This is a genomic window from Pseudochelatococcus sp. B33 (assembly GCF_053570585.1).
This window is the reverse complement of the sequence record NZ_JBSEFH010000010.1, coordinates 1-14,007: the sequence shown is the minus strand read 5'-3', so window position 1 is coordinate 14,007 and position 14,007 is coordinate 1. Positions and strand designations below refer to the sequence as shown.

The 14,007-nt window shown below is 58.7% G+C and carries 13 protein-coding genes; 2 read left to right on the top strand and 11 right to left on the bottom strand.

The window, feature by feature from the left end:
• Window positions 1–24 precede the first annotated feature (24 nt).
• The 6 genes from ACUSIJ_RS12440 to ACUSIJ_RS12415 all read right to left on the bottom strand — a co-directional run bounded on the left by ACUSIJ_RS12440 (window position 25) and on the right by ACUSIJ_RS12415 (window position 7,651).
• A complete protein-coding gene (locus ACUSIJ_RS12440) occupies window positions 25–1,125 on the bottom strand; it encodes an ABC transporter ATP-binding protein (protein ID WP_449308891.1) in 1,101 nt (366 codons plus the stop codon).
• Window positions 1,126–1,139: 14 nt separating this feature from the next.
• The gene (locus ACUSIJ_RS12435; protein WP_449308718.1) at window positions 1,140–2,873 is read right to left on the bottom strand and encodes an ABC transporter permease; all 1,734 of its coding nucleotides are present in this window, start codon (window positions 2,871–2,873) and stop codon (window positions 1,140–1,142) included.
• Between the two features lie 68 nt (window positions 2,874–2,941).
• Entirely contained in the window at window positions 2,942–3,934 is a 993-nt protein-coding gene (locus ACUSIJ_RS12430) for an ABC transporter substrate-binding protein (RefSeq protein WP_449308717.1), read from the bottom strand.
• A 93-nt stretch (window positions 3,935–4,027) separates the two neighbouring features.
• Complete coding sequence (locus ACUSIJ_RS12425) at window positions 4,028–5,227, bottom strand: aminotransferase class V-fold PLP-dependent enzyme (protein WP_449308716.1); 1,200 nt, start codon at window positions 5,225–5,227, stop codon at window positions 4,028–4,030.
• Window positions 5,228–5,315: 88 nt separating this feature from the next.
• Window positions 5,316–6,614 carry a hydantoinase/carbamoylase family amidase gene (locus ACUSIJ_RS12420; protein WP_449308715.1) on the bottom strand — a complete coding sequence of 433 codons (1,299 nt, stop codon included), beginning with the start codon at window positions 6,612–6,614 and terminating at the stop codon, window positions 5,316–5,318.
• The gene (locus tag ACUSIJ_RS12415) at window positions 6,611–7,651 is read right to left on the bottom strand and encodes a threonine aldolase family protein (RefSeq protein ID WP_449308714.1); all 1,041 of its coding nucleotides are present in this window, start codon (window positions 7,649–7,651) and stop codon (window positions 6,611–6,613) included. Before ACUSIJ_RS12415 ends, ACUSIJ_RS12420 begins: the two co-directional genes overlap by 4 nt.
• 358 nt (window positions 7,652–8,009) lie before the next feature.
• Here ACUSIJ_RS12415 and ACUSIJ_RS12410 point away from each other — a divergent pair, with 358 nt between their 5' ends.
• Window positions 8,010–8,768 carry a GntR family transcriptional regulator gene (locus tag ACUSIJ_RS12410; protein WP_449308713.1) on the top strand — a complete coding sequence of 253 codons (759 nt, stop codon included), beginning with the start codon at window positions 8,010–8,012 and terminating at the stop codon, window positions 8,766–8,768.
• 87 nt (window positions 8,769–8,855) lie between these two features.
• Here the strand turns inward: ACUSIJ_RS12410 and ACUSIJ_RS12405 are convergent, their stop codons facing one another.
• Window positions 8,856–9,140, bottom strand: a complete 285-nt coding sequence (locus ACUSIJ_RS12405) for a hypothetical protein (protein WP_449308712.1) — start codon at window positions 9,138–9,140, stop codon at window positions 8,856–8,858.
• 160 nt (window positions 9,141–9,300) lie between these two features.
• Between ACUSIJ_RS12405 and ACUSIJ_RS12400 the strand changes: the two genes are divergently transcribed.
• A complete protein-coding gene (locus tag ACUSIJ_RS12400) occupies window positions 9,301–9,981 on the top strand; it encodes a polysaccharide deacetylase family protein (protein ID WP_449308711.1) in 681 nt (226 codons plus the stop codon).
• 37 nt (window positions 9,982–10,018) lie between these two features.
• Here the strand turns inward: ACUSIJ_RS12400 and ACUSIJ_RS12395 are convergent, their stop codons facing one another.
• The 4 genes from ACUSIJ_RS12395 to ACUSIJ_RS12380 all read right to left on the bottom strand — a co-directional run bounded on the left by ACUSIJ_RS12395 (window position 10,019) and on the right by ACUSIJ_RS12380 (window position 13,623).
• On the bottom strand, window positions 10,019–10,774 hold the full coding sequence (locus ACUSIJ_RS12395; protein WP_449308710.1) for an SDR family oxidoreductase: 756 nt from the start codon (window positions 10,772–10,774) through the stop codon (window positions 10,019–10,021).
• Between the two features lie 191 nt (window positions 10,775–10,965).
• Window positions 10,966–11,805, bottom strand: coding sequence for an ABC transporter permease (locus ACUSIJ_RS12390; RefSeq protein WP_449308709.1), 840 nt, complete (start codon window positions 11,803–11,805; stop codon window positions 10,966–10,968).
• Window positions 11,802–12,623 (bottom strand): ABC transporter ATP-binding protein, encoded by an 822-nt coding sequence (locus tag ACUSIJ_RS12385; RefSeq protein WP_449308708.1) that lies wholly within the window; start codon window positions 12,621–12,623, stop codon window positions 11,802–11,804. Before ACUSIJ_RS12385 ends, ACUSIJ_RS12390 begins: the two co-directional genes overlap by 4 nt.
• A gap of 25 nt (window positions 12,624–12,648) precedes the next feature.
• The gene (locus tag ACUSIJ_RS12380) at window positions 12,649–13,623 is read right to left on the bottom strand and encodes an ABC transporter substrate-binding protein (RefSeq protein ID WP_449308707.1); all 975 of its coding nucleotides are present in this window, start codon (window positions 13,621–13,623) and stop codon (window positions 12,649–12,651) included.
• Window positions 13,624–14,007 lie beyond the last annotated feature (384 nt).

The following is a 14,007-nucleotide window of genomic DNA, read 5'->3' as shown; positions in this document are numbered from 1 at the left end:
CCTCCTGGCTGAAGAGTGGCGACTTCAGGGATCGACGTCCGCACGATCTGTTCCGGTGGCAACAAGCCGACAGTCGCCGTAGGCGAAGCGCAGGGTCACCGAGGTGCCGATCTCCAGGTCATCGAAAGATTGAAGTCTCAAGTCCGCACCGCCGGCGCGCACGTTGTATTCCGTAACCGCGCCCAGGTAGTGACTGTCGGTTATGACGCCGCGCAGTTCATTGTACCCCGCCGCAGCCGATGGGGCGTCCGACGGGCTCAACGTGACCGCCTCCGGGCGGAGCATGGCCTGGTAGCCTACCCCGTCTTCGCCGGGCGGTTCGCTCTCGACCTGGATGAGCGAGCCGTCAGGTGTCAGCCAGCCCGGCCCGTCCTGCGCCTTCTTCACGTCGAGGAAGCTCGCCTTGCCGACGAAATCGGCTACGAAGCGATTGCTCGGACGCCGATACAGCGTTCTCGGGGGCCCCTCCTGCATGATGTGGCCGCGACTCATGACGATCACGCGATCGGACATCGACAGCGCCTCTTCCTGATCGTGCGTCACATACACCGTGGCTATGTCCAGTTCGCGCTGCAGCCGGCGGATTTCGCTGCGCATGCCCTCCCGCAACTTGGCATCCAGGTTCGACAGCGGCTCATCGAACAGCAGGACGTTGGGCTTGCCGACAATGGCGCGCGCCAGCGCGACGCGCTGCTGCTGCCCTCCCGAGAGCTGCGACGGCTGCCGGTCCTTGAGATGAAGCATGTCAACGATGCTCAGGGCATCGTTGACATGCTTCTCGACGTCCGCGCGGGCAACGCCCCGAATCGACAGGGGGAAACCGACGTTGCCCGCGACCGTCATGTGCGGCCAGATAGCATAGGACTGGAACACCATGCCGATATCGCGCTCGTGCGGCGCCAGCATGACGCCGCGGTCCGGATCGGAAACAACGCTGTCGCCTATTCGGATCACGCCGCCGTTGACGTCTTCAAGACCCGCGATGCAGCGCAACGTCGTCGTCTTGCCGCATCCGGAAGGCCCCAGCAGGCTCACGAACTCTCCGCGCCTGACCTCGAACGAGATGGCGTGAACGACGGTGAGTCCGCCAAAGCGTTTGGACAGGTTATGGACGCTGATACTCATGGCGAATTCTCCTGTCATGCCCTTCGCGCAGCCGGCATGAGCCACAAGATAAGCGACATGGTGGCGAAGATGATGATGGTGGCAACAACGGACATAGAGCTGGCGAGACCCCAGTTCGCCTGTTCGAAGTATGCCCAGATCGAGATCGAGATCACCTGCGTGCTGCCCGTATAAAGGAGGACAGCCGAGGAGATCTCTCTGAAAAAGGCCATGAACAGCAGGAAATAGGCGCCCTGGAGGGACGGCGTCACGAGAGGCACCAAAATACGCTGGATGGCTGCGACTCGTGACGCGCCGCCAACCCACGCCGCTTCTTCCAGGCTTTTGTCGATCTGGACCAACTGCCCACCGATCGTTTCGATCGCATAGGGAAGAAATCGGGTCACGAACGCGATGATGATGATGGTCAGCGTGCCGTAAACCGGAAGCGGCAGATAAGCATAGGCCCACAAGAGACCCAAACCCATGACAATACCGGGCATGCCGAAGGGCAAACTCGCAACGAAATCGAGTGCCGTGTGGCCGGGCGGCCTCAGCCGGAGCGTGAAATAACCGCTCAGGAGCCCAAGCGTCACGCCGATCGCGGCGCCGACACCGGAAACGATCAGGGTATTCCAGAAACTGCGCATCGCGGAAGCGCTTTCCCACATGAACACATAATTGCGCAGCGTGTAGTTAGCCAACAGCGGGTTGGAGACAAACCACTTAAGGACCGATGTATAGAGCAGAATGATGATAGGCAGGATCAGCGCAAGCGCGATAACGCCGAAGCACAAAATATAGGCAGGCCATTTCCAATACTTGAGCCGGATCGGCGCCGCACGTCCTGCCTTCCCGGTCACGGTCGTCAGGCGCCCCAGCCGGGTGACCCGGCGCTGCGCCCAGATCGCCGCCCCGGTGAGGATGCTCAAGGTCAGGCCCAGCGCGGCCGCCAGACCGTAGTCAACCGGCGCGAAGCGCACGAAGAGGTAGAGCTGTGTGGCGAGGACGCTGATATTGCCCGGGATCCCGATCATCGCCGGGATCGCGAATTGCTCGATGTTCAGGATGAATGTCAGGATCAAGCTGGAAATGATCGAGTATGCGAGGAGGGGAAGCGTGACCCGGAGCAGGACCTGGTAAGGCCGGGCTCCCGCGGTGCGCGCGGCCTCTTCAAAGATTCCGTCCATGCTGAGGATCGGGCCACGCATGGTGAGGTATACGAACGGTACCTGATTGAGTACCATCACGAAGATAATTCCCGTAATACTATAAATGTTTATTCGAAAAGTCGACGGATCTACGAACATTTTGAGGAAGGAATTCAATATGCCTCCCGGCGAACCAATGATGATCCACGACATGGCCAGGATAAACGACGGGAAGTAGAAGGAAACGCCAAGCAGAGCCGTCACCGTGCGGGTGTACTTGAAATCCGTCCGGTGAACGATGATGGCGATCAGCGTACCGATGACGACGCAGAACGCCGACGACAGGATGCTGATCCACAGGGTCGTGCCCAGGGAGCGCAGCACACCCGGAGATGCCAGCCCGGCGTAATTTTGCAGCGTCCAGTCACCGGGCACGCCGGGTGCCGAGGACCGGAAACTGCCATAGACCAGCGCTCCAAGCGGAATCGTGACCAGCACGACGATCGTGGCGAACGTCAGGATGTAGAGCGCGTTAAGGATCCAAGCCGAACGTTTGCTCCGCCTGGCGCTCGCTGTCATGGAATCGTGCGTCAGCGGCATCGGTACCAACCCGGTCATCGAGCTCTCCGATTGAAACGGCGTGACGGATACAGCGTCGAATGCTTGCGCACCCGGCGCTGCACTGATCAGCGAATGCCGAAGACCCGTTGCCAGTTCTCCACGATCTGGGCGCGACGTTCAGGCGTCAGCACCTCAGGACCCGGGGTCACGTTCGGCAGGTCCTTGGTTGCCGGGAGATGAGACAGCGACGGCATGCCATTTCTTGTAACCGGGAGCGCCAGATCGTTCTGCATATGAAGCTGGCCCTCCTCCGTCATCAGCCAGTTCATGAAAACTCTGGCGGCATTCGGATGCGGGGCGTTTTTCGCAACGAATGAGACCGAGGCGGACGTGGTTGTCCCGGATGCCGGATAATGAACGCCGAACGGCGCGCCATCCTCGAGCAGGGGATTGAGCGTGGAGTCCGTGATTTCCGCCACTTGTATGTCGCCGCGAATGAGGGCCTGGATGACGCCGCCCGATCCCTCGAAGAAGAAAACGTCATTCGCCTTCAGTTTTTGCGCCGTGTCGCCAAGTTTCAGCCTATCTTCCCAATATGCCACGACCTGCAGCACCGGGATAGCGCGCCAGACCGGATTGAGACCTACCTTTCCCTTCCATTTCGGGTCGAAGAGATCCGACCATTCCTTCGGCGCGTCATCCTCGGCCACAAGATTCTTGTTCCAGACGATCGCCTCGCGCGCATGCGAAAGGGTGAACAACTTGTTTTCCTGATTGTATTCAGGCGGGAAGTTGGGCAATTCCGGCGGCGACCACTCCGCCATCCAGTCTTCCTTCAGCCCGTCGATCAGCCGATCGTCGGAAAAGGTGATGACGACATCGGCAAGATGTCGGCCGGCATTATACTCCGTAACGAAACGCTCCATCATCGCGTTACTGGTAATACGGACCGCTTCCGTCTGAATTTTAGGATAGGCTTCCCGGAATTTCTGAAGCAGCGGCTCGATTCCCTGGGCACGCTGGTTCGTGTACCATACGACCGTCCCTTCCTTCTCCGCGGCCGCCACAACGTCGTCCCAGCTTTGGGCGGCCGAGGGGACGATATCCACGGCAATCATGAACGCCACGATGCCAGCAACAAGGCCGGCTATACTCCGCTTTGATCCAGCCATCTTTGAACCCCTTCTGCTGTATTTTTATTTAGTTGAAATTCAATTCTTGTTAGTAACCCGCCTCCTGAAACGGCTTGCTATGTCGATTACATCGTCGACATCATCGGTGGAGTTGTACAGATGGCAGGAAAGTCGGATAGCCCCTCTCCTTTCGGAGAATTTGACTTTGTTCGACTTCAAGAACTGTGACAGAGAGGCGAGCGTGTCGCCATCATCATAGACGGTGACGATGCTGGCGAAATCGGCGGCGGCCGGATCACCGGCTATGGCGAACCCAGCCCCACGCAACCCTTCCGCAAGCCGCCGCGACAGCGAAACCACGTAATTTTCAATGGCTTCCGTGCCGACAGCTTCGAGCAGCATCAGCGATGCATCCAGTCCCCTGGCAGCGGTAAAATTGTAGTTGCCGAGATCGTATCGGCGGGCTCCGGGCATGAACTGAAAATCCGGCGAACCGAGATCGGCCTCGTGCGCATCGCCAAGATCCACCCCGAAACGAGCCAGGTAGGTGGGAGCGATCCGCTCCGTCCATTCCCTGCGGACATAGAGCAGCCCCATCCCATAAAGACTGAGAAGGCCTTTCTGGGTCGAGCAGGCAATGGCGTCCACGGCAGTCCGCCGCACGTCAATCTTCAGGATGCCTGCCGACTGCGCTGCATCAGCGAGCAGCAGAACGCCACGACGGCGACAAGCCTCGCCTATGGTGTCGAGATCCGTTCTCAATCCCGGCATGAAAGTGACCGTCGAGGCCGCGACGATGCGTGTCCGATCATCAATAGCGGCAAGAACGGCGTCCGTTGGAATGCGCCCTTCTACACTCTCCACCAGTTTCACTCGAATGCCCCGGGTGCGGGCAAGGTAGAGCCAAACATAGACATTGTTCGGATGCTCGCGCTCCGCGCACACCACGACATTGTCCCCCGCGGACCATGGATAGCCGACGGCGACGATGTTCAGCCCTTCGGAAATGTTTTTGGTGATGGCGATGTCATCGGCGTCGGCGCCGATCAGACGCGCGAAACGGTCCCGCACGCGCTCGACGGTTCGAAACATCTCAGCCTTGTCGCCGCCGTCGTTCATGCGCGCGTCGAGATCTGCATCTATGGCGCGCCTCGCCGAGCGAGGCAGCAAACCACGGGCGGCAACATCGAAATATCGCCACTGATCCGCGCCCGGGAACTCCTCGCGAAGAGCGATGATGTCCGCAAAAACATGGAGAGGCTTTTTTTCTATCAACACAGCAAGCGCCCTACGTTCGAAGCGAGGCTTAAGGCGTCAAAAGGCATGTATATTGGTATACCGCATGCCGAATTGACGTCAAGATAATTCAGGCCTGTCGCAGTAGAAATGCCAGAATCACGCGCGCACCGGCGGCGAAATCCTCGATTTCCATGGCCTCGTCGGGATTGTGGCTGCCGTTCTGATTGCGAACGAAAAGCATAGCAGCCGGGATGCCAGCTTCCCGGAAGCTGACGGCATCGTGTCCTCCGCCGCTTGCCATCCGCAGGGTGGGAATGTCGATCTGCGCGGCAGCGTCCTCGAGGCTCTCGATAAGATCAGCAGACAAAGCCGTCGGCGCCGTTGAACTGAAGGGGCCTAGATCGACGGCAACTCCCCGCCGCTGACCAATCTCGTCGGCAAGCGTCTGCAGAAACTTCGCGGCCTCGGACAGGAGCTCCGGCTCGATGCTGCGAAAATCAACCACGAAGCGGACATCGCCCGGCACTTTCGAGAGGCTGTGGTGCTCCGGATCGGTGTTGAAAATGCCGATGGTGCATACCGCATCCCTCCCGTCCTGCAGCCAGGCATGCCACTGCTGCTCGAGCCGATAGGCGAACTCGGTTGCCGCAAACAGCGCGTCGTGTCTGTACTCGCGCGGCACGGCGCCGGAATGGGCATACTGGCCCCGCACCTGGCAGGATCGTGCACGGAGGTTGCCGCGAATACCAGTGATGACCGCGACCGAAAGGTCATTCTCGATGAGCACGGGCCCTTGTTCGATGTGCAATTCGATAAAGCCCTGCACGTTTTTCACGTCCTGAAGGAAAATGCCGCTCCCGGCCCTTTCAGGGCGAAATCCGCCATCCCTCACCATTTGCGCGAGAGAACGCCCGTCCCGGCGTGAGATCGCCGCGTTCATTTCCTCCTGGCTCAATTGGCCGAACATGGCGCGGCTGCCGAAGTGGCTTCTATGTGGCCCAGAAAACCAACTGCTGGCCTCCTCGGCGCGCATCGCCACCACAGTCAGATCCATCGGCAACCGCATCTCGCGCTGTATCAGGGCATGCGCGGCGACAAGACCCGCGACGACTCCGGCAGCGCCATCATAATTCCCGCCAGCCGGAACGGTATCCAGATGCGACCCCACCATCCACGCGGGCCGGCTGCGGTCGAGGCCCGGCAGCGTCATATAGAGATTGCCCATATCGTCTATACGCGTTTCGAGCCCCCAGGACTCGACGAGCGCCTTGACCACGTCATGGGCGATCTGTTCGCCTTCGCCATAGGTCGCACGCTCGATGCCGATCTTGCCGCGCGTCAGATCCGCAAGCTTCTGCAGCAGTTCGTCAGCCATGGCAATGCTGGATGCGATATCGAAATCATTGGCTTTCAAAGCTGCGGTCATGTCTGATCAAGCCTCCCGAAAAGGTCGATGGTTGTGCCGATGTCCTGGCGCGTGATGCCCAGATGAGTCACGGCTCGCAGGCGAAACGGCGCGTCGACACCAATGCCTATGCCATGCGCTGCGAGGAAGGCGGCGGCGTCCGACGCCGTTCGGCCGGACGCAGAAACGTCGAGGAAGACGATGTTGGTTTCCACGGGCGTATGCGCGACACGCACCCATGGCAGCCGGGAAAGCCCCTCTGCCAGCGCACGGGCATTGGTGTGGTCGTCCGCCAGACGGGCGACATGATGGTCGAGCGCATAAAGTCCGGCCGCTGCGAATATTCCCGCCTGACGCATGGCGCCGCCCAGGCGTTGCTTCCAGACCCACGCCTGCCGGATGAACTCGAAGGAGCCGGCGAGCACAGCGCCGACCGGGCAGCCCAATCCCTTGGAAAGATCGAGCCAGGCACTGTCGCACGGACCGCAGAACGTGGCGGCGGGCACACCGGACGCGACGACCGCGTTGAGCAGGCGGGCGCCATCCATATGAATGCACATGCCATGCGCATCTGCGACCTGCCGGAGAGCGTCCAGCACAGCGGTGGGCCAGATCGCCCCGCCTCCCAGGTTCGTTGTCTGCTCAACGACGACGATGGACGATCTCGGCGCGTTTCGCTTGGTTGGACGCAACGCTCCGGCAACGTCCTCGGCTCCGAAGATGCCGCGTTCGCAAGCGATCCCGTGAATCTGCAGCCCCGCCAGCGCGGCAGCACCGCCCGATTCGGACGTAACGATATGCGACGAGGCCGCTGCGATGATCTCGTCACCGGGCCGTCCGTGCACAAGAAGGGCGATATGGTTGCACATCGTGCCCGATGGCAGAAGCAGCGCGTCCTCCTTGCCGAGCAGGCGGGCAACGCGGGCGCAAAGGGCATTGACGGTCGGATCTTCCCCGCTCTGCTCATCTCCAAGCTCCGCCCTCGCTATGGCCTGGCGCATGCCCTCCGTGGGCAGGGATTTCGTATCGCTCCTCAAATCGATCTGAAACCTTGCCACGCACCTGCTCGCTTTCTGGAAAATGAAGCTTCATCCGATCTCGGATTCGGAATTCGGAATACCACTATATATGCTCGGGTACCCCTTGAAAAGACACGAATGAAACAAAATGAATGCCCCATTGACGGTGCCTGATACCGCTCTCCGCATAGCGACTGGGCGGCCGAGCAAAATGGCACGATGCCTGCTGGACCTCCCGTCTCGATGGTAAAAGGCGTCGCGTTTTTCAACGGAATCGGTACCGTCCAAACCGCTCGATTGTGCAATTGTGGAAAATGAGCGAGCGCGCCATGCTAAAAAAAACTAAAATTCAATCTACTCGCAGAATCACCCGTCCAAACGTCAGCGCAAAAGAACAATGACGAACCTCGATCAAATGCCCCTCCCCTCCCGAAAGCCAGCCGAAGTCAAACGCGGCATGCCCCTTTATGAACAGATTCAGGAGGCCCTATGGGAACGGATCGTATCCGGAGAGATAGCGCCGGGCTGTCACATAAGCGACCGGCAATGGGCTAACAACCTGAATGTTAGCCGGACACCTGTCCGTGAAGCCATGCGGCAGATGGCGCGAGATGGCGTGCTGCTGACACTCGACAACGGAGGCTATCAGGTTCGCCCCGTGGATCGCGCCGGGCTTCTCGATCTTTATGTGTGCCGTTCGGCGCTCGCAGCCGCAGCGACGCGCGAATTGACGCTACGCGGAGACAAGCGCCTGCTCAAGAAAATCAAGGATACCCTCAACAAAAAGAAAAACGGACTCTTGTCGCGGAATGCGCAGGAAGTGTTTAAACATAGCGGGAACTTTCATGACCTTATCATTGAAGGAAGTCAGAATGAGTTTCTCATAAGAATGATGGATTCTTTAAAAAAGCTTATATTATTTTATAGATTCACTCTGCTAAGAAACTCGGAAAACAAGGAGGAGACAATGATAGCTTACTTCGCTCATCTGGACATGTCTCACGAACGGCATCTGAACATAGTCACCGCTATTGAAAAGGGCGATGCGGTAACCGCATCTGAGATCATGAGAGAGCATCTGCTGACCACCTCTCGGGACATGGATGCAATCCTGGCCTCCGCGGAGAAGTCAAAGGCGGCAAAGACCGCACCATAATGCCGTCAGCGCAATCTCCGGACGTTCTGAGACAGGAACCGCGGGGTTTTAGAGGCATTTTGGGGCGCTGAGGATTGATTGGAAGAGCTAGCGGCGAGGCAGTCGGCCTGATATCCAAGTCCCTGCACCGGGCTTTCGCTGCGGCGGGCAGACTGTCTGGCGCCGGATGCCGATGGCGATGAGCGCCTTCCATTGCGCCTGGAAGCCCATGGAAAGTGAAGGCGTCATCGGCTGAAGGATGAATGCCTCAAGGAACATCGTTCCATAGCTATCGCCATGTCCGCGAGCTGGACGCTGTGACCTTTCGTCATGACAAAAACCATCTTTCAAGGTGAACCACTGCAATGGGGGCCGGATCAGCAGCATCGACATCGTTCAACTGGAAAACATGCGTTGACATGTCCATGCCGATCCGGGCAGTATGTTTTAAAGGCGGCTCGTCTTTCAGAGTTTCTGGCAAACTCTTTCTGCTACGTCAGATGCCACGAGGAGCCGTCCACACCATCAATGTCGACCATAGCTCAGCACTTTCATGCGCAGATTCGACGTTACGCTGACCTTCGACAACGGCCCGGACCCGGAGACTACGCCCCAAGTACTCTCCGTTCTCGCTCGCCGTGGCATCAAGGCGACCTTTTTCGTTATCGGGTCGAAGCTCGCAGACCGTGAGGCCTTTGCGACTGCCGAGCGCGCCCATGCGGAAGGGCACTGGATAGGCAACCATACTTTCACGCATTCGATACCGTTCGGTATCGGACTGGACCCGGCCGCGCCGGAAGCGGAAATCGGAGCGACGCAACGTGCCCTAAAAGGGTTGGCACACCCGGCCTCCCTGTTCCGGCCCTATGGCGGCGGCGTCTTGGGAAAAACGTTATTGTCGCGGCCAGCGCTCAACTACCTTCTCTCCAACCACTATAGCTGCGTTTTATGGAATTCTGTGCCGCGAGACTGGGCCGAGCCTGATCAATGGGTGGAGACGGCGTTCGATCATCTTGCGCGACAGCCTTGGACACTTATGGTGCTTCATGATCTGCCTACCGGCGCGATGAAGCATCTTGACCGGTTTTTGGATGAGGCCGAAGCGAGGGGCGCACACTTCCGCCAGGACTTTCCTCCGGATTGTGTGCCGATCGCCGGCGGGGCGATACGCAGGCAGGTTGAGGATTACCTGACTGAAAGCCAGGCAGGGGCACACGATCGGGATGGCGCTTGAAAGGCCGGCCCCTCGCTCATAATTTGCCATAGCAGTGCTAGACTGACCGGCCACCATCAACCGGCAGCACGGCGCCGGTGATGTAACTCGCTTCGTCCGTCGCCAGGAATGCGGCCATCGCGGCGATATCAGCGGGGGTACAGAAGCGCCCCAACGGCACCGTGCTCAGGACCCGGGCACGGTTTTCCTGCGTATCCTCGCCGATTGATGGCTCCAGCATACCGGTCTCTCCGATTGCAGGGCAGATACAGTTCACGCGCACATTCCTATCCGCGAGCTCGACGGCCATCGCCTTGGTGGCGGTGATGACGGCCCCCTTGCTAGCGCAATACCAGCCGAGCCCCGCGCGTGGACGGATCGCGCCGACCGAGCCGATGTTGACGATCGATCCCCCGCCTTGCTCGGCCATGATCGGCACGACCGCTTGCACGAAGAAAAGGACGCTGCGGACATTGACATCGAAAGTCTTCTCGAATTCCTCCGTCGACACGGTGAGCATCGACTGCGCGCTGTAGGTGTAACCGGCATTGTTCACGAGAACGTCTATGCGGTTGTGAGCTGCCTTCGTGCGCTCCACGATGTGGTTCACGCTGTCACGCTCGGACACGTCTCCGGCAACGGCAATCGCCTTGCCACCAGCCGCCGTGATATCGGCCGCGACCTTCTCCGCGGACGATGCGACGAGATCGTTGACCGTGACGAACGCGTCACGCTTGGCAAGGAGCCTGGCAATTCCCTCGCCGAAGCCCGATCCGGCGCCGGTCACGATCGCGACCTTTCCGCTCAGAGTCATAAATCACCCCCCATAAAAGTAGAGTTATATGATTGGCTTCCGGCTGAAGATATCGGCCGACATGCCCGTAAATTTGCCGGCGTTTAGAGCAAGGTGCACAATTGTCGAATCGGGGTCTGTTGCGCAAATCGCTCTAATTTTCGTCGTTCTCCGCAACTTGCGCTTGATTTGATGCTCAAACGCAAGCTGCTTTAATCAATCGGCCCGTATTTTCCCGCGAAGCGCCGGATGGCGGTGCGGAAGAGGAGATCGGTCAGCAGGCCAAGGAAGCCGAGCAGAAGAATCGCGACGAAGATAACGTCGGACGCCATCCACAAGCGTGAATTGAAAATGAGGTAGCCGAGGCCGTTGTCCGCAGCAATCATTTCTGCCGAAACGACGGTGGCGAACGAATTGCCCATGGCAAGCCTCATGCCGGCCAGGATGAAGGGAAGAGCCGCCGGTACGACGACATGAAAGAAGGACTGGCTCCTGCTTGCGCCCAGCGTTTCGGCCGCCAGCAGCTTGTTCTTCGGGATGTTGATGACACCGAGCGACGCATTGATCGCGACGATGAAAACAGTCGTGTAGAAGATAATGACCACCTTGGACGTTTCGCCGATACCGAACCAGATGACAGCCGGCGTGAGCCAGGCGATCGGCGGAACGAAGCGGAAGAACTGCACGATCGGATCGACGAGGTTCCGCACCAGACGGAAGCTTCCCATGAGCAGGCCAATCGGGGCGCCGACGGCGCTACCGATCAGGAACCCGAGCAGAATACGCTGCAGGCTCGCCCATATATGCGGGAAAATCGCGCCCGTGATGAACAGATCATAGGCCTTGCCGAGCACCTGGCTAAAACTCGGAACCAGGACGCTTGGGAATATCCAGCTCGACAGGATCTCCCATATTGCAAGCACGATGCACACTGCGCTGACGCCCACCAACCAGCCATTGCTCGACCGATTGGCTATCTTTATTTTTCTGATATCCGAGCGAGATGTCCTTCGCTTCTGAGCACCCGCGAGGCTGGAAACTCTAGTGGTCATCTACCTACCCCATTGGTTGAGCGAGATTCAAGCCGGCTCAGCTTCACCTCTTCAATGATAATGTTGTTGATGTACTCATAGAGCTCGCCAAACCGAACTGATGACCGCGAGCGAGGGCGCGGCAGGTTGACCTCGATGATCTCGCGGACATTCGCACGCGGTCCTCGCCGCATAATCCCAATCCGGTTACCGAGAAGCAGGGCTTCACCGATATCGTGGGTAATAAAAACGACAGTCTTTTTTGTCTCCTCCCAGATACGTGCCAACTCGTCTTGAAGCTCTGCACGTGTCTGCGCATCCAAAGCACCGAACGGCTCGTCCATGAGCAGGATTTGTGGATCGTTCGCAAGCACGCGCGCGATCTGGATGCGCTGGCGCATGCCGCCAGAGAGCTCGCTCGGAAATTTATGGCCGTGCCCTTCGAGTCCGACCAAGGTAAGAAAGCGTTCAGCGATCGCTGTTCTTTCCGCGCGGCCGATGCCGCGCATCTTCGCTCCGAAGGCGACGTTGTCCGCGGCGGTCAACCAGTTGAACAAGGAATCGTCGCCCTGGAAGACCACGCCGCGATCCACGTTTGGGCCGTGGACGGGATGACCGTTGACCCAAATATTGCCTTCGGATGGAACATCGAAGCCGGCGATGAGGCGCAGGACCGTCGTCTTGCCGCACCCGCTCGGGCCAAGAAGACAGAGGAACTCGCCTTTGGTACTGTCCAGGGAGACCCCCTGAAGCGTCGGCTCTGGAGCAGCGGGACTGTAGGAGTACGCGACGTCGGATATCCGAATGGCGACGCTTGAATGAACTGTTGGCCCATGCATGTCAGGTCCTCGCGCTTGGATCTATCTAGCGAGCCTTCAGGCGCACCGGATCAACCACCTCCATGATGTCAGGCCGCAAGAACGTCGCATAGTCCGGCTCTTTATCGATAACGCCTTGTTTGATGGCGAAGCCCGCAGCATCGCGCATGTTATCGTTGAACTCGGGAAGAAAGCGGATATCCCACTTCACGATACTCGCCATCTTCTCGGAAAAATCCACATCGAGGTGCCAGTACTTTGCTGCGATCTCGGATGCCTCACGCCTGTTCGCCATTGCCCACTCAGACCCGTTGACCAGGGCTTTCAGAGCGCGTTCGGCAAGCTTCTTGTTATTGATCAGTCGCTCGGAGAACCAAATATAGGTATTGAGGCGGAAAACATTGTTGTCGCCCGAGCGCGCAATGATGTGGGTGTCCGGAACGGTTTCCGTCGCGCGCGTCAGCCACGGATCCCACAAAAAGAAGGCGTCTATGTCTCCACGGGCCAGCGCGGCGACGGATTCCGGCGCTTGCAGAAAACGGATATTCACTTTCGACTGATCGATATCGTGGTGGGCAAAATACTTGCCCATGAACAGGTGCGCGCCGGTCGCCTTCGGAACGCCTACGTTCTTGCCTTCGAAATCTTTCGGGTTCTGGATCGTGCTGCTGCCCACGACCCCAAAAAAGTCGGCCGACTGGATGCCGCTCCCGACGGCATAGATCTTGCCGCCCCGCGCGACACGGGCGATGCCACCGAGCTCACTGGTGGCGCCGATATCGGCTTGCCCGGTTAGCAGCGCATCGAGCGCGACATTGCCATCATCAAACGACCTGAGCTCCGCATCGATCCCCTGCTCCTTGAAGAAGCCTTTATCCACCGACGATGCGAAGTTCGCGAATGTCGGATCAAGTCCGGTAGCAACGACGATTTTTTCCTGAGCGAAAGCCGGCACTACAAGCAACATGCAAAGAGCCGCTGCCCAGCCGCGGATCGAGAACGCACCGAGACGAATTGACATTGGAAATCTCCCCTGGCTTATCATTGATCAGCCTTCATGCTGACGACTTAACTATAACTGTAATATGAATCCTATACAAGAGTTTATAGCGGCGAGCCGTTCGAACAGACCGATCGCGCGGCTTCTCCAGTCAGGCCTCGCTTCTCTTGCTTGACAGGTTGCGTGGTGGATCTCCCTTATGGAGTTGGCGTTCTTCTTGTTCCGCCGACGTTGGAACGCTGAATGAAGCCATGCCAGCCGTCAATCGGAACATGGTCCTGTAGCCGGAGGCGCGAACGGGGGAATCGAGCTGCCCATCCCTTCCCGTCTCGGGTGAGTGGTCTCTGGTGGTTTGAGTTTGGGGTGTCTGTGTTTTGGTTTGGTTTGTGTTTTGAGTGGGGATGA